28 protein-coding genes and 3 tRNA genes are annotated in these 26,677 nt (G+C 66.0%); 18 read left to right on the top strand and 13 right to left on the bottom strand.

Annotated elements, in window-relative coordinates; genetic code table 11:
• Positions 1-55: 55 nt before the first annotated feature.
• Both MKK62_RS14205 and MKK62_RS14210 read right to left on the bottom strand, forming a co-directional pair.
• Complete coding sequence (locus MKK62_RS14205; RefSeq protein WP_240260237.1) at positions 56-613, bottom strand: hypothetical protein; 558 nt, start codon at positions 611-613, stop codon at positions 56-58.
• Positions 614-747: 134 nt separating this feature from the next.
• A complete protein-coding gene (locus MKK62_RS14210) occupies positions 748-1,305 on the bottom strand; it encodes a hypothetical protein (protein WP_240260235.1) in 558 nt (185 codons plus the stop codon).
• 261 nt (positions 1,306-1,566) lie between these two features.
• On the opposite strand from MKK62_RS14210, the gene MKK62_RS14215 reads away from it, so the two are divergent.
• From MKK62_RS14215 to MKK62_RS14230, 4 genes are read left to right on the top strand one after another with little or no spacing between them, the layout of a single operon-like run.
• Positions 1,567-1,938 carry a nuclear transport factor 2 family protein gene (locus tag MKK62_RS14215; RefSeq protein WP_240260234.1) on the top strand — a complete coding sequence of 124 codons (372 nt, stop codon included), beginning with the start codon at positions 1,567-1,569 and terminating at the stop codon, positions 1,936-1,938.
• A gap of 35 nt (positions 1,939-1,973) precedes the next feature.
• Complete coding sequence (gene cynS / locus MKK62_RS14220) at positions 1,974-2,429, top strand: cyanase (protein WP_240260231.1); 456 nt, start codon at positions 1,974-1,976, stop codon at positions 2,427-2,429.
• Between the two features lie 54 nt (positions 2,430-2,483).
• Positions 2,484-3,830: a DUF2254 domain-containing protein gene (locus tag MKK62_RS14225; RefSeq protein ID WP_240260230.1), complete on the top strand. Its 1,347-nt coding sequence runs from the start codon at positions 2,484-2,486 to the stop codon at positions 3,828-3,830.
• Positions 3,827-4,837 (top strand): patatin-like phospholipase family protein, encoded by a 1,011-nt coding sequence (locus tag MKK62_RS14230; protein ID WP_240260229.1) that lies wholly within the window; start codon positions 3,827-3,829, stop codon positions 4,835-4,837. Before MKK62_RS14225 ends, MKK62_RS14230 begins: the two co-directional genes overlap by 4 nt.
• Here the strand turns inward: MKK62_RS14230 and MKK62_RS14235 are convergent.
• The 3 genes from MKK62_RS14235 to MKK62_RS14245 form a co-directional block, all read right to left on the bottom strand.
• Positions 4,830-5,525 (bottom strand): crotonase/enoyl-CoA hydratase family protein, encoded by a 696-nt coding sequence (locus MKK62_RS14235; RefSeq protein WP_240260227.1) that lies wholly within the window; start codon positions 5,523-5,525, stop codon positions 4,830-4,832. The genes MKK62_RS14230 and MKK62_RS14235 overlap by 8 nt on opposite strands.
• A gap of 13 nt (positions 5,526-5,538) precedes the next feature.
• On the bottom strand, positions 5,539-6,387 hold the full coding sequence (locus tag MKK62_RS14240) for a DUF8453 domain-containing protein (protein WP_240260226.1): 849 nt from the start codon (positions 6,385-6,387) through the stop codon (positions 5,539-5,541).
• A gap of 63 nt (positions 6,388-6,450) precedes the next feature.
• Positions 6,451-7,176, bottom strand: coding sequence for an MBL fold metallo-hydrolase (locus tag MKK62_RS14245; protein WP_240260225.1), 726 nt, complete (start codon positions 7,174-7,176; stop codon positions 6,451-6,453).
• Between the two features lie 106 nt (positions 7,177-7,282).
• Between MKK62_RS14245 and MKK62_RS14250 the strand changes: the two genes are divergently transcribed.
• The 12 genes from MKK62_RS14250 to MKK62_RS14305 all read left to right on the top strand — a co-directional run bounded on the left by MKK62_RS14250 (position 7,283) and on the right by MKK62_RS14305 (position 14,003).
• Positions 7,283-7,355 (top strand) — tRNA-Thr (locus tag MKK62_RS14250).
• A 36-nt stretch (positions 7,356-7,391) separates the two neighbouring features.
• Positions 7,392-7,465 (top strand) — tRNA-Met (locus tag MKK62_RS14255).
• A 35-nt stretch (positions 7,466-7,500) separates the two neighbouring features.
• Positions 7,501-7,668: a 50S ribosomal protein L33 gene (rpmG, locus tag MKK62_RS14260; RefSeq protein ID WP_003898538.1), complete on the top strand. Its 168-nt coding sequence runs from the start codon at positions 7,501-7,503 to the stop codon at positions 7,666-7,668.
• A gap of 49 nt (positions 7,669-7,717) precedes the next feature.
• Positions 7,718-8,194: a (3R)-hydroxyacyl-ACP dehydratase subunit HadA gene (gene hadA / locus MKK62_RS14265; RefSeq protein WP_240260224.1), complete on the top strand. Its 477-nt coding sequence runs from the start codon at positions 7,718-7,720 to the stop codon at positions 8,192-8,194.
• Entirely contained in the window at positions 8,181-8,609 is a 429-nt protein-coding gene (hadB, locus tag MKK62_RS14270) for a (3R)-hydroxyacyl-ACP dehydratase subunit HadB (protein ID WP_240260209.1), read from the top strand. The genes hadA and hadB overlap by 14 nt, the downstream gene beginning before the upstream one ends.
• 2 nt (positions 8,610-8,611) lie before the next feature.
• Complete coding sequence (gene hadC, locus MKK62_RS14275; protein ID WP_240260200.1) at positions 8,612-9,112, top strand: (3R)-hydroxyacyl-ACP dehydratase subunit HadC; 501 nt, start codon at positions 8,612-8,614, stop codon at positions 9,110-9,112.
• A gap of 134 nt (positions 9,113-9,246) precedes the next feature.
• Positions 9,247-9,319: transfer RNA gene (locus MKK62_RS14280), tRNA-Trp, on the top strand.
• A 170-nt stretch (positions 9,320-9,489) separates the two neighbouring features.
• Complete coding sequence (gene secE, locus MKK62_RS14285) at positions 9,490-9,912, top strand: preprotein translocase subunit SecE (protein ID WP_240260192.1); 423 nt, start codon at positions 9,490-9,492, stop codon at positions 9,910-9,912.
• A 55-nt stretch (positions 9,913-9,967) separates the two neighbouring features.
• Entirely contained in the window at positions 9,968-10,753 is a 786-nt protein-coding gene (nusG, locus tag MKK62_RS14290) for a transcription termination/antitermination protein NusG (protein WP_240260190.1), read from the top strand.
• Between the two features lie 69 nt (positions 10,754-10,822).
• The gene (gene rplK, locus MKK62_RS14295) at positions 10,823-11,251 is read left to right on the top strand and encodes a 50S ribosomal protein L11 (RefSeq protein WP_240260178.1); all 429 of its coding nucleotides are present in this window, start codon (positions 10,823-10,825) and stop codon (positions 11,249-11,251) included.
• A gap of 134 nt (positions 11,252-11,385) precedes the next feature.
• Positions 11,386-12,093: a 50S ribosomal protein L1 gene (gene rplA, locus MKK62_RS14300; RefSeq protein ID WP_240260174.1), complete on the top strand. Its 708-nt coding sequence runs from the start codon at positions 11,386-11,388 to the stop codon at positions 12,091-12,093.
• Positions 12,094-12,158: 65 nt separating this feature from the next.
• Positions 12,159-14,003 (top strand): fatty acyl-AMP ligase, encoded by a 1,845-nt coding sequence (locus tag MKK62_RS14305; protein ID WP_240260172.1) that lies wholly within the window; start codon positions 12,159-12,161, stop codon positions 14,001-14,003.
• On the opposite strand, the gene MKK62_RS14310 is transcribed toward MKK62_RS14305, so the two are convergent.
• From MKK62_RS14310 to MKK62_RS14345, 8 genes are all read right to left on the bottom strand, one after another.
• Entirely contained in the window at positions 14,000-15,214 is a 1,215-nt protein-coding gene (locus tag MKK62_RS14310) for an RNA polymerase sigma factor (RefSeq protein WP_240260170.1), read from the bottom strand. The two genes, MKK62_RS14305 and MKK62_RS14310, sit on opposite strands and share 4 nt — an antisense overlap.
• Before the next feature lie 7 nt (positions 15,215-15,221).
• Positions 15,222-15,920 carry a YciI family protein gene (locus MKK62_RS14315; protein ID WP_240260168.1) on the bottom strand — a complete coding sequence of 233 codons (699 nt, stop codon included), beginning with the start codon at positions 15,918-15,920 and terminating at the stop codon, positions 15,222-15,224.
• 95 nt (positions 15,921-16,015) lie between these two features.
• Positions 16,016-16,915, bottom strand: coding sequence for a cyclopropane mycolic acid synthase family methyltransferase (locus MKK62_RS14320; protein ID WP_240260161.1), 900 nt, complete (start codon positions 16,913-16,915; stop codon positions 16,016-16,018).
• A 119-nt stretch (positions 16,916-17,034) separates the two neighbouring features.
• Positions 17,035-17,898, bottom strand: coding sequence for a cyclopropane mycolic acid synthase family methyltransferase (locus MKK62_RS14325; RefSeq protein WP_240260149.1), 864 nt, complete (start codon positions 17,896-17,898; stop codon positions 17,035-17,037).
• Between the two features lie 124 nt (positions 17,899-18,022).
• Entirely contained in the window at positions 18,023-18,925 is a 903-nt protein-coding gene (locus MKK62_RS14330) for an alpha/beta fold hydrolase (RefSeq protein ID WP_240260140.1), read from the bottom strand.
• Positions 18,926-18,928: 3 nt separating this feature from the next.
• Positions 18,929-20,278: an ABC1 kinase family protein gene (locus tag MKK62_RS14335; RefSeq protein ID WP_240260131.1), complete on the bottom strand. Its 1,350-nt coding sequence runs from the start codon at positions 20,276-20,278 to the stop codon at positions 18,929-18,931.
• Positions 20,279-20,330: 52 nt separating this feature from the next.
• A complete protein-coding gene (locus tag MKK62_RS14340; protein ID WP_240260129.1) occupies positions 20,331-21,254 on the bottom strand; it encodes an alpha/beta fold hydrolase in 924 nt (307 codons plus the stop codon).
• A complete protein-coding gene (locus MKK62_RS14345; protein WP_240260113.1) occupies positions 21,241-21,843 on the bottom strand; it encodes a DinB family protein in 603 nt (200 codons plus the stop codon). The genes MKK62_RS14340 and MKK62_RS14345 overlap by 14 nt, the downstream gene beginning before the upstream one ends.
• 71 nt (positions 21,844-21,914) lie before the next feature.
• Between MKK62_RS14345 and MKK62_RS14350 the strand changes: the two genes are divergently transcribed.
• On the top strand, positions 21,915-26,069 hold the full coding sequence (locus MKK62_RS14350) for a glycoside hydrolase family 38 N-terminal domain-containing protein (RefSeq protein WP_240260111.1): 4,155 nt from the start codon (positions 21,915-21,917) through the stop codon (positions 26,067-26,069).
• Complete coding sequence (locus tag MKK62_RS14355) at positions 26,066-26,674, top strand: DUF7158 domain-containing protein (protein WP_240260093.1); 609 nt, start codon at positions 26,066-26,068, stop codon at positions 26,672-26,674. Before MKK62_RS14350 ends, MKK62_RS14355 begins: the two co-directional genes overlap by 4 nt.
• Positions 26,675-26,677 lie beyond the last annotated feature (3 nt).

Raw genomic sequence — 26,677 nt, forward strand, 5'->3', positions numbered from 1 at the left:
TGCTCGACGCATTTCTGGGCAAACCGCGAACGGCAAAGTTGGGCCGGGAAACCCGCTAGACGATCAGCACCCCGAAGGCGCCGCCCTGCCCGCCGGGCTCGTCGGCCATGATGTCGAGCGCCAACTGCATCGCGGTATCGCCTTCACTGATGAATCGCGCCGCCAGTTGCATGCCCTGGCCGTCGACATTGCCGGACGCCGACACGCAGAATGGAAACCCGGCGGTGTAGCTGCTGATCGCTTGCTGCAGCGACTGATTCACCGGTGCCTCCGGGCTGGGCATGTGGCCCCGAAGGTCGGTGACCGCGTCGGCGGCATGCCGACATGCCTTGCCCGTCGCCGCAATGTCCTGGCGCGACGCGGCGGCAGCAATGTCGTTGCGCGCGGCCACCATCCCGTTGATGGCGGGCTGAGACTGGTCCAGCCAGGCATGCATGGTCAATGTGGGCGCGACCGGCGGTGCGGCGCCGTCGTCCGACGATGCCGATCGTTCGGTCGACCAGTTGTGGTAGGCGGCCAGCAGCGCGCCGAGTGCGACCAGCACCGCCCAACTGACGACCGTAAAGCGTTGCTCGCGTTGATATCTGCTAGGCGACTGACGGGACGCTGCCATGGCGAACTTTCCTGAACGTACTGGGGAACGGCGCGTCGTCAATGAGCCGCCGGGAACAGTTGCGCGCAGCGTACCCACGGCTGACCGCGAGTAATCATCTCTGATGGTCGTTCGCACATATGGTCGGACGGGCGCTACACAGTCAGCCTGTGATGGTCGGGAGATTCGATGTGCTCGTCGGCGATCAGGATCTCGATCGCATCCTGCAGTTCGGCGCCGCCACGTTTGATGTCGATCATCGACCTATCCAGGCGTGCGGCGTCGTTGTCATGGGCACCCGAAAGGCAGCGGTGTATTCCGGCCCTATAGTCACCAATTGCCTCCTGCAACAACAGGTTCGCCGATGAGTCCGGACTCGGTAGGTGTTCCTGGAGGCGGGCGGCGGCGGCACTCGCGGATTGGCAGGCCACCCCGGCCCCGGCGACGTTCTTCTCCGACGCGTCGATGACGGCGTAGTCGCCCGCGACGAACAGGTCGTGGATCGCCGATTGACCCTGGCGCAGCCACCCACGGGCTTGCGCTGGCAGCGAAGGCGGCAACACACCGGCCGGCTGAACGGCGACCGCGCTGGGCCGGGCCGGGGGTGCGGTCAAGAGACTGTCGTGGGCCCACAACGCCGAGACGACAACAGCCGTCAGCAATGCGACACCGTAGGTGGTGGCAATGAGCGTGCGGCCGCTATACCTGGCCATGAAAAACTCCTGCTCGACGTGAAATGCTGCTACCGATCCTTCGCTTCGGCACTCCCGGCCACGAGGGCCGTTCAGATCAGATTCAGTGCCGCAATGCCTCGGGATCAGAGTCCAAAGTCCTTTTGACTCACGATCTCGCTGACCGCGATATTCGCCTTGGAGCAAAACATGTTGGTTCTGTTGGTAATTGGCTTCGGCGCGGCGGTCGGCGTGACGGCGTGACGGCGTGTGTCATCCCGCGGGGTCCGGGTACCCACGCGTATGCAAGCAATCACCGAACGATTCACCGCGGCATTGGCCGACCTGCACCGCAACCGTGATGCCGGACCACTTGTCGACTTGTTCACCGACGACGCGACGCTCAGCAAAGCCGGCATGCCGCACGAAGAGCACGGAAGACTCGGCGCTCGCGAATTCTGGGAGCGCTATCGCGATGTGTTCGACGACATAGACGCGACGTTCCAGAGCGTTGCCAGCGGCGAGCGAGTCGCGTTCCTCGAGTGGACGTCCGAAGGCACGCTCAAAGACGGCAGCGACTTCCGCTACCAGGGTGTCAGTGTGCTGGAAACCGAAGGCGACCTGATCGACGCCTTCCGGACTTACTACGACACCGCGGCGTTCGTCCGCCTGTAGCCCGACGTCTGCACCGCTGCGGCATGCTGTAGCTCATGACCCGCAACGAGATCACCGAGCAAATTGTGCTGGCCCGTCTGGCGAAAGGCCTGACCTGGCAGCAACTGGCCGACGCGATCAACCGTCCCGTCGTCTGGACCACGGCCGCCCTGCTCGGCCAGCACCCAATACCCGCCGAACTGGGCACGGTGCTGGTCGAGTTGCTGGGTCTCGACGAGTCTGCGATCCCAGTGCTGGCCGCGGTCCCGATGCGCGGCGGGTTACCGACCGCGGTGCCCACCGACCCGACCATCTACCGCTTCTACGAGGCGCTGCAGGTGTACGGCCCGGCACTCAAAGAACTCATCCACGAGAACTTCGGCGACGGCATCATGAGCGCGATCAACTTCAGCGTCGACCTGCGCAAGAGACCACACCCGGCCGGCGACCGCGTCGTGGTGACTTTCGACGGCAAATTCCTTGCCTATGACTGGGTTTCGGCACAGCCGTAAAGAACTCGTCAAGAGGCGGGCGGAAATGACCCGGCACGCCTAACATGTGATCGAATGCGCGGTCCATACACCGAGGCCGATTGGCGCCGAGAAGCGCTGAGAACTAATCTGTGGCTCGTCCCCGTGGTCGAGACCATCGCTGCCGTCGTACTTTTCGGCCTGACCTATGCCGTCGACCGGTCAGCCTACGACGGCGTGATCCGGCTACCCACCTGGGTGCTCAGTGGCACCGCCGACGTCGCTCGGGTGCTGCTGGCCACCGTCGCCGCCGCGATCATCACCGTCGTCGGCATCGTCTTCTCGATCACCATCGTGGCGCTCACCCTGGCGTCGACGCAGTTCGGTCCGCGAATGCTGCGCAACTTCGTGCGCGACCCCGGAACTCAACTATCGCTCGGCACCTTCGTGGCCAGCTTCTGCTACGCGATGATCGCGCTGGTCTCGGTGGGTGGCGGTCCGCACGGTGACTTCGTGCCGCACCTGTCGATCACGGTGACCCTGCTGTTCACGCTTCTCGACGTGGCGGTGCTGATCTTCTTCCTCAACCACATCGCCACCATGATCCAGCTGCCGGTGGTGATCGCGAACATCGCCACCACGTTGGTCAACGAGGTCACGGCGATGGAGAACTCCGATGCATTCGGCGTCGGCGCGGCCCGCGGGCCGTCACCGGACGAGCTGCTGGCCCGACTCGCGGACGAGGGTGCCCCGATCCGCACACCTCGCAGCGGCTACCTGCAAGTCATTCGGCACGACGTCCTGGTCAAGATCGCCACCAAAGCCGATGCGGTCGTGCAGCTGCCGCATCGACCCGGCCACTTCATGGTCGCCGGTCAGGTGATCGCGAAAGTATGGCCCCCAGAGGCGGCCGGCTCGGTTGCCGAACATCTGGCACTAGGACATGTCGCTGGTGCGTATCGCACACTGCCGCAAGATGTTTCGTTCGGTTTCGACCAACTGGTCGAGATAGCGTTGCGGGCCTTGTCGCCGGCGGTCAACGACACGTTCACCGGAATGACGTGCGTCGACTGGATCGCGGACTGCCTGTGCCGCATCGCCCCGATGTGGCACCCGCACCGGGTGCGTCGCGACGCCGAAGGTGACATCCGCGTCATCGCCTTCCAACCCAGCTTCGACCGTCTCGTCGAGCGGACCTTCGACACGATCCGTCAGGCTGCAGTCGGCATGCCCGCCATCATGATTCGCCAGCTCGACGCCATCGCCAAAGTCATCGAACAGGTACCCGACCGGCGACGACGAACGGCGCTCATCCGTCAGGCCGAGGCCATCCAGCGGTCGAACCTCGCCACCGTCGCCGACGCATCCGACCGCGACGACGTCACTCAACGGTATGAGGCAGTCCTCGACCTCATCACCCCGGCCGCTACCGTGAGGACGTGACCTCCGAACTCAAGGCAGACCTTGTCCTTTCGGGTGGCGGCGTCAAGGGCATCGGGCTTTCCGGCGCTGTCGTCGCGCTGATGGAAGCCGGCTACGCGATCCAGCGAGTCTCCGGCACCTCGGCCGGCTCGGTCGTCGGCGCGATCCTGGCGGCCGGCGCCGACCAACTCGGCCCCGAGGATGTCGAGCAGCTGACCATGACGCTGCCGTACCAGAAATTCCTCGACCCGACGCGGATCACCAGCATTCCGCTACTCGGACCGGCGTGGGGCGTGGTCAGCGAAACCGGGATCTACAAGGGCGATTTCGCCCACGACTGGATCCGGTCTCAGCTGGCCAATCTCGGGGTGCACACGTTCGGCGACCTGGCCATCGACGCCCCACACCTGCCGCGAGAGCAGCGCTACCGGTTAGTCGTCACGGCCGCCGACGTCACCACCGGCCAGCTGGTCCGGTTCCCATGGGACTACCGCCGGCTCTACGGCCTCGATCCTGACGAGCAACCGGTCGCCGATGCGGTGCGGGCATCGATGTCGATCCCGTTCTTTTTCCGGACCACCAAGCTGACCAGCGCCAGCGGTTTGACCTCGACCCTCGTCGACGGCGGCATGCTGTCGAATTTCCCGATCGACTCCTTCGACCGGCGTGACGGCAGGCTGCCTCGTTGGCCCACCTTCGGGGTCACCCTGCTGCCCAACCTGCCGCAGGGCAACGACAAGGTGATTCCCGCTCTGGCGCCGGTCAATTGGCTCTTCGGTGGCCCGCCGTTGATCGAGGCATTGATCACCACGATGATTGTGGGCCGCGACCAGGCCTACCTGAATCAGCCTTGGGTCGACTCACGCGCGATCCGCGTCGACTCGTCGAAAGTCGGGTTCCTCGACTTCGGCATCAAGGACAAGCAGAAGCAAGAGCTCTATCAGAACGGTTACAACGAGGCGATCGACTTCTTGTCGGCGTGGAACTGGGACGAATACCTCGAACGATTCCGGCGACCCGCTAGCTAGCGAATTCGTCTGCCATGTTGTCGATTCCGGCGCGAATTGCCGTCAACGCCTCGGCCCGGGCCCGCAGCTTGGTCGCGGCGTGGGCGTGCCCCTTCAGCGTGGCGAAGTCCCGGGCGGCCTCCTCGGCGCGGCGCAGCACCATGTCGGGCAGCACGATTTCGTCGACCCATCCGGAAGCCAACGCGGTATCACCGAAGAACGTCTTGGCCAACCCGGCCGACTGCTGGAACGCTGCGCGCGTCAGCCGCAGCTTCATCACTTCCAGGGCCGCGTAAGGGATCGTCATGCCGATCGCGACCTCGTTGGCCTGAATGTTGTACCCGGGGGCGGCGATTCGATGGTCGCCGCTGGCGAGCAGGAAGGCGCCCATCGCGATCGCGTGCCCGGTGCAGGCCATCACCACCGGCTTGGGGTAGGACAGCAGCCGGTGCGACAACTCAAAGCCGCCCTTGAGCATGTCGATGGCGGCCGGGATGTCACCGGAATTGAAGACCTTGAGATCGAATCCGCCGCTGAAAACCCGGTCGTTACCGGCGATCACGACAGCGCTGGCCTCGTCGCGGTCCGCGTGGTCGAGCGCGTCCTGCAATGCCTGCTGCATCGTCGGGCCGAGGACGTTGACCTTGCCGTCGTCCATCGTGATGAACGCGATGGAATCGTCGAGACGATAGGTGACTGGACCGCTCATAGCAGCGATTGAATCAGACGCGTTCGCTGCGGTGCTTGCCGAGTTCCTCCTGCGCGTTACCCCAGCGCAGGCTGACGTCGGTCGGCGGCGCGTCGATCTGGCGAGTGCGCCACCGGTCCTTGGTCTCGTCGACGGCGCGGTTCATCCGCTCGATCTCGCTGCGGAACACGTCTGCCCGCGTTTCCTTGGTGGCGTAGTGGAAGTAAGTCAGCAGACTGCGCAACAGCTCCAGCTTCTGCTTTTCGCGCTTGGCCAGGTCGTGGTTGGTCATCAGCTCGATGCGCTGCACCGGTGGCAACGACGCCCAGTCGAGCACCACCTTGGTTTCCAGCGGCCGCCGCCGGGGCCGCCAGAACTTCCAGCCACGCGGAACCTCGGCCCGGTCGTAGTAGGTCACGGTGCCCGGGAATCGCGACTCGATGCCTTCACCGAGTTCGCTGCGGTCCAGCGCCGAGTCCCACACCGTCCGCCACTCCTGGCCGGGGGCCAGCGTCGGCAGCTGGCGGGGGAGCTGGAGCTCGACGACGTCGGCGTAGCCGTCGGTGGCGTTCTCGTACTCTGCGACGGTCGGCGGCTGGGGAAAGGTGAACGAGACGTCGTAGGCCGAGGTCTTGCCGAAGTTGCGGACCACCAGCTCGATCACGTGCCAATCGGCGGCGTGTGGCTCCATGAACATGCTGACGTGCGGGCGGTTTTCTTCCGCGGCCAGACGACGGTTCCGGCGGATTTGGACGTTCGCGTAGATCAGGGCGATGACGCCCAGCGCAAGCAGTGCCCACACCGCCCATGCCAGCCAGGTCGCGGATCCGGTACCCGCCACCTCATGCCACCGATCGCGGATCCATTCCATCGAAGAACCCATCGCTTTCGTTTACACCACGCGCTTGGTCGCGTGAAAATTCGCGGACGACTTCGTCAGCGCTCGCTACCCGCCCATCAGAGTTCGCCACTGTTCCAAATTTGACACCCGGTATACGTAATTTGAACGCTTGACCTCCGACAACGAGGCGCTTGGCTCTACCGAATACCAGTGTCCGGGAAATACTGTCGGATCGCCCGACAGCTGTGCAAGTTTTTGCAGGCTGCGGAATATCTCGTCGGAATCCCCGCCGGGAAAATCGGTGCGACCGCAGCCCTCGAGAAAAAGTGTGTCGCCGGCGATCAAACGGCCGTCGAGCAAGAAACATTGGCTGCCCGGCGTGTGTCCCGGCGTGTGCAATAGCTCGATCTCGATGTCGCCGACGTCGACTTTGTCGCCATTTTCGTGCGAGGTCAGGTCGCTCATCGGGATTCCGGTGATACGCGAGACGAACAGCGCCTCTTCGGAATTGACGTGAACCGGGACGCTGACCCGCTCGAGCAATTCGGCCAGGCCCTTGAGCTCGAAGCCCATCATCGAGCCACCGACGTGGTCAGGATGGTGGTGGGTGACCAGCACTCCGGACAGGTGCATCCCGTCGGCTTCCAACGCGTCGACCAGATCGCCGGCCGCGTATGCGGGGTCGACGACCAGGCAGTCGCCGGTTTGCCGGTCGCCGATCAGGTAGGCGAAGTTGCGCATCTGCGCCGCGATCCCGTCGCCCCGGGCGAAGTCGCGGCCGGAGAGCAGTTGGCGGAAGTACAGCTGGTCTGCGGAAGAGGCGTCGGGCACCCGAACAGCCTAAGCGGGTTCAGGGCTGCGGGTCGCACCTCTCCGTTTTGGTGCGCTCGCGCGGCAACCTGTACCCTCTTTTAGGCCCGAGTGATCTTCGGGTGCGGCCCCCTTAGCTCAGTCGGTAGAGCGTTTCCATGGTAAGGAAAAGGTCAACGGTTCGATTCCGTTAGGGGGCTCGGCGGACGCCGAGCAGGCAGGTGGCCCGTAGGCGAGGCGGTGTAGCTCAGTTGGTTAGAGCGAACGACTCATAATCGTTAGGTCGCCGGTTCAAGTCCGGCCATCGCTACAAGACAACAACGAAGACCGGAAAGAAGAATCGACGTGGCCTCCAGCACTGACGTACGGCCCAAGATCACCTTGGCGTGCGAGGTGTGCAAACACCGCAACTACATCACCAAGAAGAACCGCCGCAACGACCCCGACCGCTTGGAACTGAAGAAGTTCTGCCCCAACTGCGGCAAGCACCAGGCGCACCGCGAGACACGCTGACGCTCGGCGTCAGCTATCTACTCAGATCGACTAGGTAGGTTCAAGAGCTGTGTCGTTGGGCCAAAAAATCGTCGGAAGGCACTACCGCTACCCCGATCATTACGAGGTCGAGCGGGAAAAGATCCGCGAATACGCCGAAGCCGTCAAGAACGACGACGCCCCCTTCTTCGAGGAGAAGGCCGCCGCCGAGTTGGGTCACGACTCGCTGCTGGCGCCACTGACGTTCATCTCGGTGTTCGGCTACCGCGCGCAGCGTTCGTTCTTCGAGGACGCCAACATCGGCCTTCAGGACGCCCAGATCGTGCAGGTCGACCAGGTGCTCAAACTGCTGAGACCGATCAAGGCCGGCGACAAGTTGTACTGCGACGTCTACGTGGACTCGGTTCGGCAGGCCCACGGGACCGACATCATTGTGTTGAAGAACATCGTCACCGACGAATCGGGTGACGTTGTGCAAGAGGGCTATACGACCCTGGCGGGCCGGGCCGGTGAGGGAGAAGAGGGTTTCAGCGATGCCACTGCGTGAATTCGAGTCGGTGAAGGTGGGTGACCAGCTGCCCGAGAAGGTATATCCGCTGACCCGCCAGGACCTGGTGAACTATGCAGGCGTCTCCGGTGACCTGAACCCGATCCACTGGGACGACGAGATCGCCAAGGTCGTCGGGCTCGACACCGCGATTGCGCACGGCATGCTGACCATGGGCATCGGCGGCGGCTTCGTCACCTCCTGGGTCGGCGACCCCGGCGCGGTGACCGAGTACAACGTGCGATTCACCGCGGTGGTGCCGGTACCCAACGACGGCAAGGGGGCCGAGATCGTTTTCAGCGGCCGCGTGAAATCGGTGGACCCGGAAAGCAAGTCGGTGACGATCGCCCTGACGGCCACCACTGACGGCAAGAAGATCTTCGGTCGGGCGATCGCCTCGGCGAAGCTGGCCTAGCCGTGGCGATCAACACCGACATCCGGGGAATGGTCTGGGATTACCCGGACAGTTTCGTGGTCGGCCGCGAGATGGTTCGCGCCTTCGCCAAGGCGGTGCTCGCGACCGACCCTGCCCACTTCGACGAGAAGGCCGCGGCCGATCTCGGCTACGACTCGCTGGTCGCGCCGCCGACGTTTGTCACGATCCTGGCGAAACTCGTCCAGGCCGACTTCATGCGCAAGGTCGACACCGGCTACGACACCATGCAGATCGTCCAGGTGGACCAGCAGTTTCTGTACCACAGGCCGATTCTGGTCGGTGACGAACTGCATGCCCGGATGGTCATCGACTCGGTCAACGAGCGCTTCGGTGCCGACATCGTCGTCACCAAGAACACGCTGACCGATCAGCACGGTGAGCTCGTGCTCGAGGCCTACACCACGATGATGGGCCACGAGGGCGACAACTCGGTCAACCTCAAGTGGGACATGGAAAGCGGCCAGGTCGTCAGGACCGCGTGATTAGTACCTGACACCTGCTCCGCTGTACACTCGTACCTCGGGGTTTTCCCAGGATCAGCGTATTTTCCCTTCAGTGGGCGAAGCGCGCTTCCTGGAAGGCCCCGACACGCGCAGGTTGGCCTGCCAACCAGCGAAGGGGCGTAGCTCAACTGGCAGAGCAGCGGTCTCCAAAACCGCAGGTTGCAGGTTCAAGTCCTGTCGCCCCTGCAAAGGCGTTCGATGACGATGCGGGCCGGTTCCGGCCCGAGGAGGAGTCGGACCTGAAAGGCGTTCGATGACGATGCGGGCCGGTTCCGGCCCGAGGAGGAGTCGGACCTGAAAAGGTGGACACTGGAGAAGGTGACCATCACACACACGAGTGAACGAAGGAGCATGCGGTGAGCGACGAACGCGACGATGCCGACGCCGCAGCCGACGGCACCGACGACGCGCAAGGCGTTCGTACGGCAGTCGTGACGCGCCCGCAGCGGCCCAGCGGCAAGCGGTCCCGTCAGCGGGCCGAGACCGAGCAGTCTGGAGCGGTCGAGCTCACCGACAGCGACGCCGACGACAGCGACACCACGTCGAAGAAGGCGAAGAAGGCCAAGAAGGCGTCCGGCGAGCCGTCGAACAACCCGTTGGTCTTCGTCATCACATACCTCAAGCAGGTCGTCGGCGAACTGCGCAAGGTCATCTGGCCCAACCGCAAACAGATGAGTTCCTACACCTCGGTGGTGTTGGCGTTCCTGGTGTTCATGGTGACGTTGATCGGCCTGGTGGACCTGGGCTTGGCCAAGCTAGTGCTCTTGGTGTTCGGCTGAGCTCTGAAGACGACGATCACCACGCGCTGAATTATTAGGAAGGACCCAGACAACCGTGACTACCTCCGACGGCGAGCAGCCGGTGGGTGAGACGGTCGACATCGAAGCCGCGCTGCACGAGGTCACCGACAACGCAGCCGAAACGGCCGATGCTGAGACGTCGGTCGACACAGCCGACGACGCCGCCGCGCCCGCGACCCCGGCCGAGGACGAGGACGTCGACCCCGCCGTCGCACTCAAGGCCGAACTTCGCTCCAAGCCGGGCGACTGGTACGTGATCCACTCCTACGCCGGCTACGAGAACAAGGTCAAAGCGAACCTCGAGACCCGCGTGCAGAACCTGGACGTCGGCGACTACATCTTCCAGGTGGAAGTGCCCACCGAAGAGGTCACCGAGATCAAGAACGGCCAGCGCAAGCAGGTCAACCGCAAGGTGCTGCCCGGATACATCCTGGTTCGAATGGACCTGACCGACGAGTCGTGGAGCGCGGTGCGCAACACCCCGGGTGTCACCGGGTTCGTCGGTGCCACCTCCAAGCCGTCGGCGCTCACGCTCAACGAAGTGGTGAAGTTCCTGCTGCCGCAGGGAGCCGCGAAGAAGCCCGCCAAGGGCGCCGCTTCCACCGCCACCGCGGTGGCCGAAGGCGGTCTGGAACGTCCCGTGGTCGAGGTGGACTACGAGGTCGGCGAGTCGGTCACCGTCATGGACGGCCCGTTCGCCACGCTGCCGGCGACGATCAACGAGGTCAACGCCGAACAACAGAAACTCAAGGTGCTGGTGTCCATCTTCGGCCGCGAAACACCTGTGGAGCTGGGCTTCACCCAGGTCTCGAAGATTTAGTTACGACGTCGGGCGACAGCGGGGAGCCCCGCTCAGGAGTCCGGCAACCAGAAAGGAACACCAACACTCATGGCCCCGAAGAAGAAGGTCGTCGGGCTGATCAAGCTGCAGATCGAGGCCGGTGCGGCCAACCCGGCTCCGCCGGTCGGTCCGGCGCTCGGCCAGCACGGCGTCAACATCATGGAGTTCTGCAAGGCGTACAACGCCGCGACGGAAAGCCAGCGCGGCAACGTCGTGCCCGTGGAGATCACGGTCTACGAGGACCGCAGCTTCACCTTTGCACTGAAGACGCCGCCGGCTGCCCGGCTGCTGCTCAAGGCCGCGAAGGTGGGTAAGGGCTCGGCCGAGCCGCACAAGACCAAGGTCGCCAAGGTCACCTGGGACCAGGTCCGCGAGATCGCCGAGACGAAGAAGGCCGACCTCAACGCCAACGACATCGACGCGGCCGCCAAGATCATCGCCGGCACCGCCCGGTCGATGGGAATCACCGTCGAATAATCGACGTTTACGTCGAAACGTGGGAGGGCCAGCTTCGGCCCGTAGTCGGAACGACGATGCAGGCCGGTAACGGCCTGAGGAGGAGTCCGACCGACAAATACAACCACAACCCAACACCGAGATTGGATGCATCAATGAGCAAGAACAGCAAGGCATATCGCGCGGCGCTTGAGAAGGTCGACCGCGACAACCTCTACACCCCGTTGCAGGCCGCGAAGCTGGCCAAGGAGACGTCGTCGACCAAGCAGGACGCGACCGTCGAGGTCGCGATCCGGCTCGGGGTGGACCCCCGCAAGGCCGACCAGATGGTCCGCGGCACGGTCAACCTGCCGCACGGCACCGGTAAGACCGCCCGCGTCGCGGTGTTCGCCGTCGGTGAGAAGGCCGAAGAGGCCACCGCGGCCGGCGCCGACGTCGTCGGCAGCGACGACCTGATCGAGAAGATCCAGGGCGGCTTCCTGGACTTCGACGCGGCGATCGCGACGCCGGACCAGATGGCCAAGGTCGGCCGGATCGCGCGCATCCTGGGTCCGCGTGGCCTGATGCCGAACCCCAAGACCGGCACCGTCACCCCGGATGTCACCAAGGCCGTCTCGGACATCAAGGGCGGAAAGATCAACTTCCGCGTCGACAAGCAGGCCAACCTGCACTTCGTGATCGGCAAGGCGTCCTTCGACGAGAAGCAGCTCGCTGAGAATTACGGCGTGGCGATCGACGAGGTGCTGCGGCACAAGCCGTCGTCGTCCAAGGGCCGTTATCTGAAGAAGATCACGGTCTCCACGACCACCGGACCAGGCATTCCGGTCGACCCGGCGGTTACCCGGAACTTCGCCGAGGCCTAAATCAGACGGCGGTTCGCGGTCGGGTGCTCACTGTGAACCGCGGTCACGTCTCTTAGACTCTCCTCATGCCACACGCCCGCAAAAACGAGGGCAGTCGGTTTCAACGCCCTGAGTTGACTGACTACCTCGATGCAGACGGCGAGATTGTGCTGCCCGATGGCGTCAGCCTGGTGACGTTCCTGGACCGCCATATCGACGAGATCGGCGACGCGATCGCCTACCGGTTCCTGGACTACTCCCATGACACCGACGGCAGGGCGATCGAGCTGACGTGGGGTCAACTGGGCTCCCGGTTGCGGGCCGTCGGCGCCCGCCTGCAACAGGTCACCTCCAAGGGCGACCGGGTGGCGATCCTGGCGCCGCAGGGCATCGACTACATCGTCGGCTTCTTCGCCGCGATCAAAGCCGGCGACGTCGCCGTGCCGCTGTTCGCGCCGGAGTTCCCGGGCCACGCCGAACGCCTCGACGCCGTGCTCAGCGACGCCAAGCCGTCGGTGGTGTTGACCACCTCTGCCGCGGCCGCGGCCGTCGGAGAGTTCGTCCGCTCGCTGCCGCGGGCCGGCCGGCCGCGGGTGATCGCGATCGACGAAGTTCCCGACTCGGTCGGTGCGACGTTCCAGCAGATTGAGGTCGACACCGACGACATCGCCTACCTGCAGTACACGTCGGGTTCGACGCGGGCGCCGGTCGGCGTAGAAATCACGCACCGTGCGATCGGCACCAACGTGCTGCAGATGGTGATCTCGACCGGGATCGACTGGGACATCCGCAGCGTCAGCTGGTTGCCGCTGTATCACGACATGGGCCTACTGCAGATCGTGTGCGTCGCGGTCTTCGGTACCCAGGTGACCCTGATGTCGCCCACAGCCTTCGTGCGCAGGCCGCTGCGGTGGATCCGCCAACTCGCCTCGGAGTCGAAATTTGGGCCGACCTTCGCCGCGGCGCCGAACTTCGCGTTCGAATTGGCCGTCGAGCGCGGGCTTCCCGACGAGGGCGAAGATCTCGACCTGACCAACGTGGTGTCGTTGATCAACGGCTCCGAGCCGGTGCGGATCAGCTCGATCGAGAAGTTCAATAAGGCGTTCGCCCCCTATGGGTTGCCGAGCACGGCGGTCAAGCCGTCCTACGGCATGGCCGAGGCGACGCTGTTCGTGTCGACCATCGACCTCTCCGCCGCGCCGTCTGTGGTTTATCTCGACCGCGAGAAGTTGAGCAACGACCTTGCGGTTCCGGTGTCGCCGGACGCGCCCAACGCCGTCCCGTCGGTGTCGTGTGGCCGGATCGCTCGCAGCCAATGGGGCATCATCGTCAACACCGACACCGAAGTGGAAGTCCCCGACGGTGAAGTCGGCGAAATCTGGTTGCACGGCAACAACATCGGACAGGGTTACTGGGGGCGGCCCGACGAAACCGAGCGGGTCTTCGGCAACAAACTCCAGCGCAGGCTGCCGACTGGCAGCCACGCCGACGGGGCGCCCACCGATGCCACCTGGCTGCGCACCGGCGACCTCGGAGTCTACCTCAACGGCGAGCTGCACATCACCGGTCGGATCAAAGACATGATCATCGTCGACGGCCGCAACCATTACCCGCAGGACATCGAGGCCACCACGGCTGAGGCGTCGCCGAAGGTCCGATCAGGTTACGTCGCCGCGTTTTCCGTCCCTGCCGACGACGCCGGCGAGAAGGTCGTGATCGTCGCCGAGCGCGCGCCCGGCGCGGGTCGGGCCGACCCGCAAACGGTGGTCGACGCGATCCGCGCGGCGGTCTCGCGGCGCCACCGCCTGCCGCTGGCCGACGTGCTGATGGTGTCGGCGGGCTCGATCCCGCGTACCACCAGCGGCAAGCTCGCCCGCCGGGCGTGCCGGGCGCTGTACCTCAACGGCGAGCTGGGCCACCGCGGGCACTAGCCGCCGCATTCGACGATCCGTCGCCGCAGATACTCGCGGCCCGGGTCAGAACCGTTGGACTCCAGAGCTGTTCGATACCAGATAAGCGCGTCGTCGCGGCGGCCGGCTCGGCGGAACAAGTCGGCCCGCACCGACGCGACCAAGTTGGATCGGGATAGCCGCGGGTCATGAGCGACCTGCTCCAGCGCGGCCAGGCCGGCGTCCGGGCCGTCGCGGAAGCCGATCGCCAGCGCACGATTCGCCCGCACGACGGGCGAATCGGTCATCGTCACCAGCTTGTCGTAGGCCGTGCAGATCGTGCGCCAGTCGGTGTGCTCCCACGACGGTGCCGTCGCGTGCAGGGCCGCGATCACCGCCTGCGGCAGGTAGGGTCCGGTCGATCCACGGGCCTGCTTGAGCCGCTCCAGGCCGCGCGCGATCCGGCCGCGGTCCCAGCGGTGACGGTCCTGCTCCTCGAGTGGGACCAGTGCGCCGTCGGCGTCCACCCGCGTCGAGCGTCGTGAATCATGCAGCAGCACAAGGGCCGCCAGTGCGTGGGCCTCGAGTTCAGTGGGCATCAGCGTGCACAACTCGGACGCCAGCCGCACACCCTCGTCGCAGAGCTCGTCGCGAATCGCCGACGGTCCGGCGGTCGACCAGTAGCCCTCGGTGAACACCGAGTAGATGCAGCTGAGCACGTGCGGCGTGCGCTCCGGCAACAGCTCGGCCGGCGGCACCCGCAGCGGAATCTTGGCGTGCCGAACCTTGGTCTTGGCGCGGGTAATGCGTTGGCCGACAGCCGCTTCGGTCTGCAGCAGCGCGCGGGCGATCTCGGCGACGGTCAGACCCGACACCAGCCGCAGTGTCAAAGCCAACTGCGACAACCGGTCGAGGGCCGGGTGCGCGCAGGTGAACATCATCCGCAGCTCGTCGTCGCGGACCGGGTGGACGTCCGCCTCGGTGCGCCGGTAAACCTCGTCAATCACAGCTGCCAATTCCTTTCCCGGACGGGTCGTCTCACGACGCAACCGGTCGCGGGCGCGGTTGCGTGCCACGGTCAGCACCCAACCGCCGGGGTTGTCCGGCACGCCGTCGCGCGGCCAGGCCCGCAGTGCCTCGGCGAAGGCCTCCTGAACGGCGTCTTCGGCGACGGAGAGGTCGCCTGACCAACGGGCCAGCGCGGCCACGGCCGGGCCCCACTCGCGCCGAAAGACGCCGTCCAGGTTGACCATTGATGGGCTAGAGCCCGGAGACACCGGCCAACTGCCGCAGCTCGACAGCGGAAGCGGGAATCATCGACGCCAGCTTGACGGCCTCGTCGCGGTCGGTAGCCGACAGCAGGTAGACGCCGGTCGCGATCTCGGCACTCTCGGCGAACGGGCCGTCGGTGAGCAAGACCTCGCCGTCGCGGACGCGGACGGTGGTGGCCGTCGCGGCCTCGTGCAGGGCCGCACCGCCGACGATGTGATCGCCTGCAGCAGCGGCGAATTCGCCGTGCCGGACCGCCTCGGCTTCCCATTCCGGCGTGCCCGGTGTATTAGCGGTCTGTGGTGTCTCGAGGAGCAGGGCCAGCCACCCGGCGTCGTGACGGGACCACGCCTCGTCGATGGTGTGCACGATCGGGCGTACCTCGATCGCGCCGTGCTGGGCGGCTGGAATGTCCCGGGCCAGCGCCAGCGCGTCGTCGAGATTGTCGGCCTCGAACACGTAGTAACCGGCTGCGATTTCCGCCGACTCGGCGAACGGGCCGTCACTCACGGTCGGCGCGTCAGGCCCGCCGGTGATCCGGGCCCCGGCGGCTTGCGGCAACAGCGCGTCGCCAGCACGGATCGCCGATCCGGCCTTGGCGTGGAAGCTCTGGTAAGCCGCCATCCCTTGGGCGCGCTCGTCGGGCGTGAGTGCGCGCTCCTGGCTGATCAGCAAAGCGAGGTACTGCATGGTCGTCACCTCCGGTAGTGAGCAGAACCCTGTGTCCCACTCTCTACCTGTCCGACGAATGGCGCGAGCCCGATCCGACAGACCGCCGAGAAAAGTTACGCGGCGACCGCGCCAGGCTTCAGGTAGGTCACCAGACTGACGTCCAGCATCTCCTCGGAGAAGTAGAACTCACAGCCGCGCAGGTACTTCATGTAGCGCTCGTAGACCTCTTCGCTCTGGATCTCGATCGCCTTGTCTTTGTTGGCTTCCAGCGCGTCGCCCCAGATGTGCAAGGTCTTGATGTAGCTCTCGCGCAGCGAAATCGGCTCGGGCACAACGAAACCAGCCTTCTCGCCATGCTCGACCATCATGCCGGTGGACGGCAGCCGACCGCCGGGGAAGATCTCGGTGAGGATGAACTTGATGAAACGTGCCGTCTCGAAGGTGATCTTCTTGCCCCGCGCGTTCAAGTCGTAGGGGTGGTAGGCCACGCTGCTCTGCACGGTCATCCGCCCGTCGTCGGGCATGATGCTGAAGGTGTTCTTGAAGAAGTGGTCGTAGTTCTCGAAGCCGAAATGCTCGAAGGCCTCGATGGACACAATCCGGTCGACCGGCTGGTGGAAGTCTTCCCAGCCCTGCAGCAGGACCGTGCGGGTGCGGTCGGTGTCCACACTGTCCAGGATCTGCTGGGCGCGGGCGTGCTGGTTGTTGGACAGCGTCAGGCCGATGACGTTCACGTCGTACTTCTCTACGGCACGGCGCATTGTGGTGCCCCAACCGCAGCCGATGTCGAGCAGCGTCATACCGGGCTTGAGGTCCAGTTGGTCAAGGTTCAGGTCGACCTTGGCGATCTGGGCTTCCTCGAGCGACTGGTCCTCGCGGGTGAAGTAGGCGCTGCTGTAGGTCCGCGTCGGATCCTGGAACAGTCCAAAGAAGTCGTCGGACAGGTCGTAGTGCGCCTGAATGTCCTCCGGACGCGTTCGAGTCGTAATCGAACCATCTTGCTTTTCAGACATCAGCGTTGCTTACCCTTTCCTACGGCCCGGGGTATGACGCCCCCCACGTTGCGAAAGCACCATACCTAAGTCGCGTCCAAGGAACGCCCAACATGGTCGTTTATTGGATGAAGTGGCGACTATTTCTCCAGCGTGAACTGGTTGACGTCGACGTAGCCGACCCGGAATCCCTTCGCGCAACCGGTCAAATAGTGCATGTAGCGGTCGTACATCTCCTGCGACTGGATCTCAATCGCCTTGTCCTTGTTCGCCTCCAGCGCGGTGGACCAACAGTCCAGCGTGCGGGCGTAATGCGGCTGTAGGGACTGCCGCCGGGTGAGGGTGAACCCGCCCTTCGCGGATCGCTCCTCGACCATCTCGATGGACGGCAACCGGCCACCCGGGAAGATCTCGTCGACGATGAATTTCATGAATCGGGCCAGCTCGAACGTCAGGGGCATGCCGCGCTCGGTCATCTGCGCCGGCACCAGCGCGGTGATGGTGTGCAGCAGCATCACGCCGTTGTCAGGCAGCGCGTTGTAGGCCATCGTGAAGAAGTCGTCATAGCGGTCGTGCCCGAAGTGCTCGAAGGCGCCGATCGAGACGATCCGGTCGACGGGCTCGTTGAACTGTTCCCAGCCGGCCAGGCGGACTTCCTTGGACCGGGGGCTATCGATCGCGTCGAGCGTCTTCTGAGCGTATTCGGCCTGGTTCTTGGACAGCGTCAAGCCGATGACGTTCACGTCGTACTTCTCCACCGCGCGGCGCATCGTGCTACCCCAGCCGCAGCCGACGTCGAGCAGCGTCATGCCGGGCTGCAGGCCAAGCTTGCCCAGCGCCAAGTCGACCTTGGCCTGCTGGGCCTCTTCGAGCGTCATGTCGTCGCGTTCGAAGTAGGCGCAGCTGTAGGTCTGGCTTGGGTCGAGGAAGAGTGCGAAGAACTCGTCGGACAGGTCGTAATGGGCCTGCACATCTTCGAAATGCGGCCTCAGCTTTTGTGCCATTGCGCTGCGCGCCTTCCTGGATTTCTCGATGACATCCGTGCTGGATGTGACTGTTCGCCCCCCGACGATTCACCGGTCAGCCTAGTCGCTTTCGCTGGTCAGGCCGAATCGGCGGATTTCTGGATCAGGCTTCGGCAAAGGTCGTGGTCAGCTCGCCGGTGATCTGATCCCACAATTCTTCGGGAAGGTCGTGACCCATGCCGTCGAACAACACCAGGCGGGCGCCGGGGATCGTGCGGGCCACCACCTTGCCGCCGAACGGCCGCTGCAGCTTGTCGGCCTTGCCGTGCAATACGACGGTCGGCGCGGTGATCTGGCGGTCGTAGTGGGCCAGGCTGCCGCTGGCGATGATCGCGCTGAAATGCCGGGCGGTTCCCCACGGGTAGTAGCAGCGATCGTAGGCCCGGATCGCGTCGTCGCGCAGCTGCTGCTCGGGAGTTGGGTAGCGCGGGCTACCGATGATCCGCCACACCTTCACCGAGTAGTCGGCGATCACCTCGATCGGCGACTTGGGCGACGGGCCGCGCAGCACGGCCAACAGCGCCTGCGGATGCGGCGGCGGCAGGAATGGCCGGTTGTTGCTGGAGAAGATCACCGCCAGCGATCGCGTGCGCTCCTTGAAGCGTGCCGCGAAGATCTGGGCGATCATGCCGCCCATCGAGGCCCCGACGATGTGGGCGCGGTCTATGCCGAGGTGATCGAGGATCGCGGCAGCGTCGTCGGCCATGTCTTCGAGCCGATAGTCGGCTTTTCCAGGAATGCCCAGGAAGAACTTGACCATGTTCGGGATCATCGCGCCGCCGTTGCTGCGCCGCTCGGTCTTGCTGGACAGGCCGGTGTCGCGGTTGTCGTAGCGGATCACCCGCAGCCCCTGGGCGACGAGCTTCTCGCAGAACCCGTCACGCCACAGCAGTAGCTGCGAGCCCAGGCCCATGATCAGCAAGACGGCCGGGTCGGTCGGCTCGCCCAGATCCTCGTAGTAGATGTCCAAGTCGCCCGAACGTGCCGTGCCGGTTCGGATCTGCATGCGTTAGACCTCTAATTCGGATTCGTTGTGCTCGCGAGTGACCTCGACCATGAAGTTGGCGAAGTATCCGGTGAGCTGCGGGTCGGACATCATCTGCCACTTGGGGGCCAGCAGCTTCATGTAGCGCTCGACGTAGAGGAACTGCTTGCCAATGAGGACCAGCTCGCGCGGCAACTTGACGTCGTACGCGTCGGCCAACGCGGACAGCTGCTTGCCGATGTCGGCGTATGACAGCTCCCCGAGCGTCTGCATGGTCAACGGTGTGGCGAACTTCTCCAGGTCCTTGGCGGCTTCGGCCTCGGGTCGCATGGTGCCGACGGCACCCATCAGCACGACGATCTTGCCAGCCGCGGCGTGGTCCTTCTTCACCAGCAGGGCGTGCACCAGCTCACGCAGCAGCCAGCGGGTCCGCGGGTCGATGCGGCCCATGATGCCGAAGTCGAAGAACACGATCCGGCCTTTTTCGTCGACATAGAGGTTGCCGGCGTGCAGGTCGCCATGGAACAGGCCGTGCCGCAGCCCGCCTTCGAAGAGGCTGAACAGCAGCGCCTTGACCAATTCGGTGCCGTCGAAGCCGGCCTTGCGGATGGCGGCGACGTCGTCGATCCGGATGCCCTGGACCCGTTCCATGGTCAGCACCCGCTCGGAGGTCAGGTCCCAGTACACCTGCGGCACGCGGATGTTCTTGCCCAGCGGCGACGGGTGTAGGTGGGAGACCCAGGCCTCCATCGACTGCGCCTCGAGCAGGAAGCTCAGCTCCTCGGCCAGATTGTCGGAGAAGTCGGCGACGACGTCCTGCGCGGACAGCCGGCGGCCCAGCTTGGCCAGCTCGACGGCCTGCGCGAAGCGTTTGAGGATCTGCAGGTCGGCGGCCACGCGGCGGCGGATACCCGGCCGCTGGATCTTCACGACGACCTCTTCGCCGGTGTGCAGGCGGGCGTAGTGCACCTGCGCGATCGACGCCGAGGCAAAGGGCTCTTCGTCGAAGTGGGCGAACAGGTCCTTCGGGTCGCCGCCGAGCTCCTCTTTGAAGAGCTTGTGCACGGCGTCCTTGTCGGCCGGCGGAACGCGGTCGAGCAGGCCGCGGAATTCGCGGGACAGCTGCTCGCCGAAGGCGCCGGGGCTGGAGGCGATGATCTGGCCGAATTTGACGTAGGTCGGGCCCAGGTCGGCGAAGGTCTGCGGAAGCTGCTTGATGACCTTCTGCTGTAGCGGGCCCTTGGTCGGGAGCTTGGTCAGGATGCGGCCTGCGGTGCGGGTGAGCTGCCAACCGGTCACGCCGATGCGCGCCGCTTCGACCGGTAGTGGTACCCGGTCAAGCCTGGCAACCCCGCGGTGGTTGTTGGAACTCATTGGTGCAGTCTGCCAAAACGGCTCTTTCAAGTCACAATTCTTGTGACCCCGCTCACGGCCCGGCGGTCCTGGCGAAATTCTCCGTCAGCGTCTCGACAATCGGCCGCCACACCGGTTCGGGAAGGTCGTGGCCCATGCCGTCGATCACCACGTAGCGGGCGCCCGGGATGGCGGCGGCGACGGCGCGGCCGTTGCCGGGCCGAAGCATCGGATCGTGGGAGCCGTGCAGGACCACCGTCGGCGCGGTGATCGCCTTACTGAAGCGCAGCAGGCTGCCGGTGCCCAGCACGGCGTCGAACTGGCGCAGCACGCCGGGCGGGTAGGTCGACCGCTGCGCCAACTGTTGGACGCGGTGGCGCAGCTCGGATTCCGGCGGCAGGAAATTGGGGCCGTTGAAGACCGCGACATTGCGCACCTCGAACGCAAGCTTCTCCTCGTCGGTGGCGTCTTTGGCGGGCGCGTTGAACGCCAGCCGGATCACTCGCCAGGCGGGCAGCCGGGAGAACGGCTTGCCGGTGGTCGACATCACGACGGCCAGTGACGCGACTCGCGCCGGTTCGGTGGCGGCCAGGATCTGGGCGATCATGCCGCCCATCGAGGCGCCGACGACGTGCGCCCGGCCGATGACGAGATGGTCGAGCAGTGCGACGGCGTCACCCGTCATGTCTTCGAGGGTGTAGGGCACCCGGCTGCGCCGGCCGACCAGATAGCGGCCGACCCGGCGGTACACCGATCCTGCGGCGCGCTGGCCGTGCATCTTCGCCGACAGGCCGGTGTCGCGGTGGTCGAACCGGATCACCCGGTAGCCCGCGTCGACCAGCTGCGCGCAGAAGCCGTCCGGCCACATCGGCAGCTGGGCGCCCAGGCCCATGATCAGCAGCACCGCCGGGTTTTTCGGGTCGCCGAGGTCTTCGTAGTAAAGCTCGACAGTGTTTTTCGCGCCGTTACTGCGCGTTAGGCCGCTACGACTCTCCATCCGGCCTCCAGGGCTGCACCCAGCCGTCGATCGACCAGCCTTCCAGCGCGGCGACCAGCTCGTACATGGTGGCGCCGTCGATACTTTCCCGGACGATGTCGGCGTGACCGGAGTGCCGGGTCAGCTCGTTGATCACGTGCAAGATGACCCACCGCACCGACCAATCCTTGATGCCCTTCGGAAACCACGGGATATCCTGCGGCACCGGCACTTTCGCGTCGAGGTCCGCCGTCTCGGCCAAGCGCAGCGAGTTCGCGCACTCGGCCTCGAACTTCTCCAGCAGGCCGTCGAGCGTCTCGTCGGCCGTCATCACGTGCTGGTCGGCGAAATCCCTGGCGATCTCGTCGAACGACCGGGGATCGCGCGGTGGGGCGTCCGGCGCGGCGGCGACCCGCGACATCCAGGTGCGCTGCATGGCGGTGACATGTTTGATCAACCCGCCGATCGACAGGTCGCTGGCCGACGGCGACGAGCGGGCCTGTTCGTCGGTCAGCCCGTAGGCCACCGCGAAAAACGCGCTCTGGTGAAAGGCGAGGTATTCACGTAGCGCGCTGCGTTCGTCAGCGACGGGCGAGGCGAGAGCAGGCATCGACGGTCCTTTCTCCTGACGTGTCGCAAGCCTTGCACCCCGGGCCGACATCTGCGTCGTAGGGTGCGGGAATGCAGGTGACGTCGGCGGAGTCGACCGATCTCTTCGTGGGCCCGGCGGACGCGCCGGTGCAGCTGGTCCGGGTGACGCTGGACGGCGTTGCCGAGCCGGTCGAGGTCCGCGTTTCCGGTGACGGGCTCAGCGGATCTGCGTGGGGCGTGGTCGACGGCGCTGTGGAAGTGCCGGTGTCGGTCGAGCGTCCGGTGGTCGGGCAGACGCGGGCGGCCACGGTGCACGCCGGAGCGGCCACGGCGACGTTCGACTTCGTCGTCGCCGAGCCGGGCTGGACGATGTTCATGATCAGCCACTTCCACTACGACCCGGTGTGGTGGAACACCCAGGGCGCCTACACCAGCGTGTGGACCGAGGATCCGCCCGGCCGGGCTCGTCAGACCAACGCGTTCGAGTTGGTGCACGCGCATCTCGAAATGGCCCGTCGGGAACCGGAATACAAGTTCGTGCTCGCCGAGGTCGACTATCTCAAGCCCTACTGGGACACCCATCCCGAGGACCGGGCCGACCTGCGCCGGCTGATCAGGCAGGGCCGCGTGGAGATCATGGGCGGCACGTACAACGAGCCCAACACCAATCTCACCAGCCCCGAGACCACGATCCGGAACTTCGTCCACGGCATCGGTTTTCAGCGCGACGTGCTTGGCGGCGAACCCGAGACCGCATGGCAGCTCGACGTCTTCGGTCACGACCCGCAGTTTCCGGGAATGGCCGCGGACGCCGGGCTGACCTCGAGTTCGTGGGCCCGCGGACCACACCACCAGTGGGGCCCGATGCACAGTGAGGGCGGCGTGTCGGGCATGCAGTTCAGCAGCGAGTTCGAGTGGATCTCGCCGTCGGGCCGCGGCCTGCTGACCCACTACATGCCGGCGCATTATTCGGCGGGCTGGTGGATGGACGAGTCGACGACGGTGACCGAAGCCGAGCGGGCCTGCTACGAGCTGTTCACCGAGCTGAAGAAGGTCGCGCTGACCCGCAACGTGCTGCTGCCCGTCGGCACCGACTACACGCCACCGAACAAGTGGGTCACCGAGATTCATCGCGACTGGGGCGCGCGGTACACCTGGCCGCGGTTCGTCTGTGCGTTGCCGCGCGAGTTTTTCGCCGCGGTGCGCACCGAGCTCGACGAGCGCGGAGAGACGCCGTCGCCGCAGACCCGGGACATGAACCCGATCTACACCGGCAAGGACGTGTCGTTCATCGACACCAAACAGGCCAACCGCGCCGCCGAGGACGCGGTGCTCGATGCGGAGAAGTTTGCGGTGTTCGCCGGTGTGGTCGGCGGCGCCGACTACCCGCACGCCGCGCTCGCCAAGGCGTGGGTTCAGTTGGCCTACGGCGCGCATCACGACGCGATCACCGGCTCGGAGTCCGACCAGGTCTACCTCGACCTGTTGACCGGTTGGCGAGATGCATGGGAGCTGGGCCGCGCGGCCCGGGACAACTCGCTGGCACTGCTGTCCGGCGCGGTCGACGGCGACATGGTCGTGTGGAACACGCTGGCGCACAACAGGACCGACATCGTCACGGCCCGGCTGGCAGAGCCCCTCGGTGCCGGCGTCCAGGTGCTCGACCACGACGGTACGGCGCTGCCCACGTTGGTCGAACACGGCGGAACGACGGTCAGCTGGCTGGCCCGCGACGTGCTCTCGGTGGGTTGGCGGTCGTATCGCCTCGCCGCCGGCGACCCCGACGGTGGTTGGAAGCCGCTGGACGGCAACGAGATTGCCAACGAGCACTACCGGTTGGCGGTCGACCCGGCGCGTGGCGGGGGAGTGGTCTCGCTGATTCGCGACGGCACACAGCTGATCGCCGAGGGCCGAGTCGGCAACGAACTGGCCGTCTACGAGGAATACCCGGCGCATCCGACCGGCGGCGAAGGCCCCTGGCACCTGCTGCCGAAAGGACCGGTGATCGGCTCGTCGGAGTCAGCTGCGGAGGTCCAGGCCTACCGCAGTCCCTTGGGGCGACGGCTGGTGGTCCGCGGTCGGATCGGCGAGTTATTGCGATACACCCAGACATTGACACTGTGGCGCGGGGTCGACCGCGTCGACTGTGCCACCACCATCGACGACTTCGTCGGTGAAGACCGGCTGCTGCGGCTGCGGTGGCCGTGTCCGGTGCCGGGCGCGATGCCAGTCAGCGAGGTGGGCGACGCCGTCGTAGGTCGCGGTTTCGCGTTGCTGCACAACGACTCCGACTCGGCGGTGGACACGGCTGACCATCCGTGGACGCTGGACAACCCGGCGTACGGGTGGTTCGGGTTGTCGTCGGCGGCGCGGGTGCGCGCCGGTGAAGGTGTGCGGGCGGTGTCGGTCGCCGAGGTCGTGGCGCCCACGGAGGCTGCCGGCGGCCGCCTCGCCCGCGACCTGGTGGTGGCGCTGGTGCGGGCCGGGGTCACCGCGACCTGCAGCAGCGCCGACAAGCCGCGCTACGGGCTGCTCGGCGTCGACTCCAACCTGCCCGATACCCGGATCACGCTGGGCCGCAACGTGTTTACCGAGACGGTGTTGGCGGCCGCCGATCCGGTCTACGCCCGCGAGGTCGACCGGCAGCTCGCCGACACCGGCTGCGCCCGAGTGTGGGTGCCGGCGGCCACGCCGTTGGCTGATGCCTGGATTCCCGACGCCGACCTGCGCGATCCGCGGGCGCTGCCGGTGCTGGTGATCGCCGGGCGCGACGACGCACACCTCGCCATGGCGATTGCGGCGCTCGTCGACGACCTCGCCGACGCCGAGATCGCTGTTGAGCAGCGCGCCGCGACCGGTCTGCGGGGCTTCGAATCGCGCACGGTCGCCCTGTGCAACCGCGGCGTGCCCAGCTTCGCCGTCGAGACCGACGGCACCTTGCACACCGCGCTGATGCGGTCGTGCACCGGTTGGCCCTCCGGCATCTGGATCGACGAGCCGCGGCGCACCGCCCCCGACGGCTCCGCGTTCCAATTGCAGCACTGGACGCACACTTTCGACTACGCGCTGGTGTGTGGCGGCGGTGACTGGCGTCGCGCGGAAATCCCCGCCCGCAGCGCCGAGTTCTCCCATCCACTGCTAGCCGTGACGTCGTCGGGATCGCCCGGCGGGTTGCCCGCGAGCGGTTCGCTGCTACAGGTCGAACCCGCGGGTGCGGTGCAGCTGGGCGCGCTGAAGGCGGCCGGCAACCCCCTCGCGCACGGCAGCGCCCAGCGCGTCGACCCGGGTCATGTGGCGCTGCGCCTGGTCGAAACCCAGGGCGGGGACGCCACGCTCGACGTGCGTTCGCCGCTGGGAACGATGTCGGAGTTGCGGTCCGCCGACCTGCTGGAGCGGGCGCTAGGCCGCGAACACCTGAGGGCGTTGCACGGCCACCAGATCGGCACGGCCTTGGCGCGCATCGACCTGCCGCGGCTATTCGACGCCGAAAACCACTCGCTGGCAACGGACGCCGAGGCCGCGCAACCCTTGTATGCGCGCTACTGGTTACACAACCGAGGGCCGGCGCCGCTGGGAGGCCTGCCGGCCGTCGCGCACCTGCACCCGCACCAGCTCACCGCCGGCCCGGACGCCGAGGTGTCGTTGCGCCTCACGTTGGCCAGCGACAGCACCGATGCGTCGTTGACGGGAACCGTGTCGGTGGTCTGCCCGCCCGGCTGGTCGGCCCAGCCCGCTGCGCTGCCCTTCACGCTGCCCGCGGGCCAACATCTCGAAGCCGACCTCGTGGTGACCACGCCCGGCGGTGTCGAACCCGGGGTGTATCCGGTGCGCGCGCAACTGGCGGTCACCGAGGTCGGGGTTCCGACGTCCTGGCGTCAGGTGGTCGAGGACGTCGCGCTGATCTCGGTGGGCGGCGCCGACGACAGCGGGCTCATCCAGCTGTCCAAGGAGCCGACGGACGTTGTTGTGGCTGCGGGTGATTCGGCCCGGCTGACCGCCACCATCGTCAGCAAGGCCGGTGGCGACCTGAGTCTGGAGGCCCACCTGATCAGCCCGTGGGGGACATGGGAATGGATCGGCCCCGCCGTGCTGGGCGCCGTCGTGCCGGCCCGCGGCACCGTGGATATCGGCTTCGACGTGAACCCCCCGGCCTGGGTGGAGCCAGGTCAGTGGTGGGCACTGATCCGGATCGGCTGCGCCGGCCGACTCGTGTACTCGCCCGCCGTGAAGGTGATCGTGCAATGACTATCGCTGTCGTGCAAGGAGTTCCGGTGCCCGTCGAGGAGCTCGACGCCCGCGAGGCGCGGCTGCGTGACGGGCCGCTGGCGGCCGCCCTACCCGCCGTTGGCACCAGTGAAGGCAGGCAGCTGCGGCGCTGGCTCACTCAGCTCATCGTCACCGAACGCGTCGTCGCCGTCGAAGCCGAGGTCCTCGACGTCGATCTTGACAACGCCCCCGCCGAGGACGACCTGCTGCCCGACATCGCCGCCCGACTCGAGATCGGCAGTATCGCCGCCGCCGCCCTCGCCGACCCCCGCGCGCGAGCGCTGTTCGCCCGCATCACCGCCGATGTTGCGGTGAGCGACGACGACGTCGCCGCCTACCACGACCGAAACCCGTTACGGTTCGCTGGCTCTCGGCCGGACCACCACGGCTGGCGTTCCCCAGCGACGACCATCCCACCACTTCCGGAGGTGCGTTCCGTGATCGCCGAGCACCTACGGGCCGCCGCACGGCGTCGCGCGTTCCGGGTATGGCTGGACCAACGCCGCGCCGACCTGGTACAGCTCGCGCACGGCTACGAGCATCCCGGCGACCCGCGTCAGCCCGACAACACCCATCGGCACTGAACC

Source organism: Mycobacterium paraterrae, from assembly GCF_022430545.2.
Taxonomy (GTDB): Bacteria; Actinomycetota; Actinomycetes; order Mycobacteriales; family Mycobacteriaceae; genus Mycobacterium; species Mycobacterium paraterrae.

What these genes read in the sequence shown, in the direction of transcription:
- MKK62_RS14205 (WP_240260237.1), bottom strand. Translation starts at nt 613, where the DNA reads ATGGCAGCGTCCCGTCAGTCGCCTAGCAGATATCAACGCGAGCAACGC.
- MKK62_RS14210 (WP_240260235.1), bottom strand. Translation starts at nt 1,305, where the DNA reads ATGGCCAGGTATAGCGGCCGCACGCTCATTGCCACCACCTACGGTGTC.
- MKK62_RS14215 (WP_240260234.1), top strand. Translation starts at nt 1,567, where the DNA reads ATGCAAGCAATCACCGAACGATTCACCGCGGCATTGGCCGACCTGCAC.
- cynS (WP_240260231.1), top strand. Translation starts at nt 1,974, where the DNA reads ATGACCCGCAACGAGATCACCGAGCAAATTGTGCTGGCCCGTCTGGCG.
- MKK62_RS14225 (WP_240260230.1), top strand. Translation starts at nt 2,484, where the DNA reads ATGCGCGGTCCATACACCGAGGCCGATTGGCGCCGAGAAGCGCTGAGA.
- MKK62_RS14235 (WP_240260227.1), bottom strand. Translation starts at nt 5,525, where the DNA reads ATGAGCGGTCCAGTCACCTATCGTCTCGACGATTCCATCGCGTTCATC.
- MKK62_RS14240 (WP_240260226.1), bottom strand. Translation starts at nt 6,387, where the DNA reads ATGGGTTCTTCGATGGAATGGATCCGCGATCGGTGGCATGAGGTGGCG.
- hadB (WP_240260209.1), top strand. Translation starts at nt 8,181, where the DNA reads ATGCCACTGCGTGAATTCGAGTCGGTGAAGGTGGGTGACCAGCTGCCC.
- rplK (WP_240260178.1), top strand. Translation starts at nt 10,823, where the DNA reads ATGGCCCCGAAGAAGAAGGTCGTCGGGCTGATCAAGCTGCAGATCGAG.
- rplA (WP_240260174.1), top strand. Translation starts at nt 11,386, where the DNA reads ATGAGCAAGAACAGCAAGGCATATCGCGCGGCGCTTGAGAAGGTCGAC.
- MKK62_RS14305 (WP_240260172.1), top strand. Translation starts at nt 12,159, where the DNA reads ATGCCACACGCCCGCAAAAACGAGGGCAGTCGGTTTCAACGCCCTGAG.
- MKK62_RS14310 (WP_240260170.1), bottom strand. Translation starts at nt 15,214, where the DNA reads ATGGTCAACCTGGACGGCGTCTTTCGGCGCGAGTGGGGCCCGGCCGTG.
- MKK62_RS14315 (WP_240260168.1), bottom strand. Translation starts at nt 15,920, where the DNA reads ATGCAGTACCTCGCTTTGCTGATCAGCCAGGAGCGCGCACTCACGCCC.
- MKK62_RS14320 (WP_240260161.1), bottom strand. Translation starts at nt 16,915, where the DNA reads ATGTCTGAAAAGCAAGATGGTTCGATTACGACTCGAACGCGTCCGGAG.
- MKK62_RS14325 (WP_240260149.1), bottom strand. Translation starts at nt 17,898, where the DNA reads ATGGCACAAAAGCTGAGGCCGCATTTCGAAGATGTGCAGGCCCATTAC.
- MKK62_RS14330 (WP_240260140.1), bottom strand. Translation starts at nt 18,925, where the DNA reads ATGCAGATCCGAACCGGCACGGCACGTTCGGGCGACTTGGACATCTAC.
- MKK62_RS14335 (WP_240260131.1), bottom strand. Translation starts at nt 20,278, where the DNA reads ATGAGTTCCAACAACCACCGCGGGGTTGCCAGGCTTGACCGGGTACCA.
- MKK62_RS14340 (WP_240260129.1), bottom strand. Translation starts at nt 21,254, where the DNA reads ATGGAGAGTCGTAGCGGCCTAACGCGCAGTAACGGCGCGAAAAACACT.
- MKK62_RS14345 (WP_240260113.1), bottom strand. Translation starts at nt 21,843, where the DNA reads ATGCCTGCTCTCGCCTCGCCCGTCGCTGACGAACGCAGCGCGCTACGT.
- MKK62_RS14350 (WP_240260111.1), top strand. Translation starts at nt 21,915, where the DNA reads ATGCAGGTGACGTCGGCGGAGTCGACCGATCTCTTCGTGGGCCCGGCG.
- MKK62_RS14355 (WP_240260093.1), top strand. Translation starts at nt 26,066, where the DNA reads ATGACTATCGCTGTCGTGCAAGGAGTTCCGGTGCCCGTCGAGGAGCTC.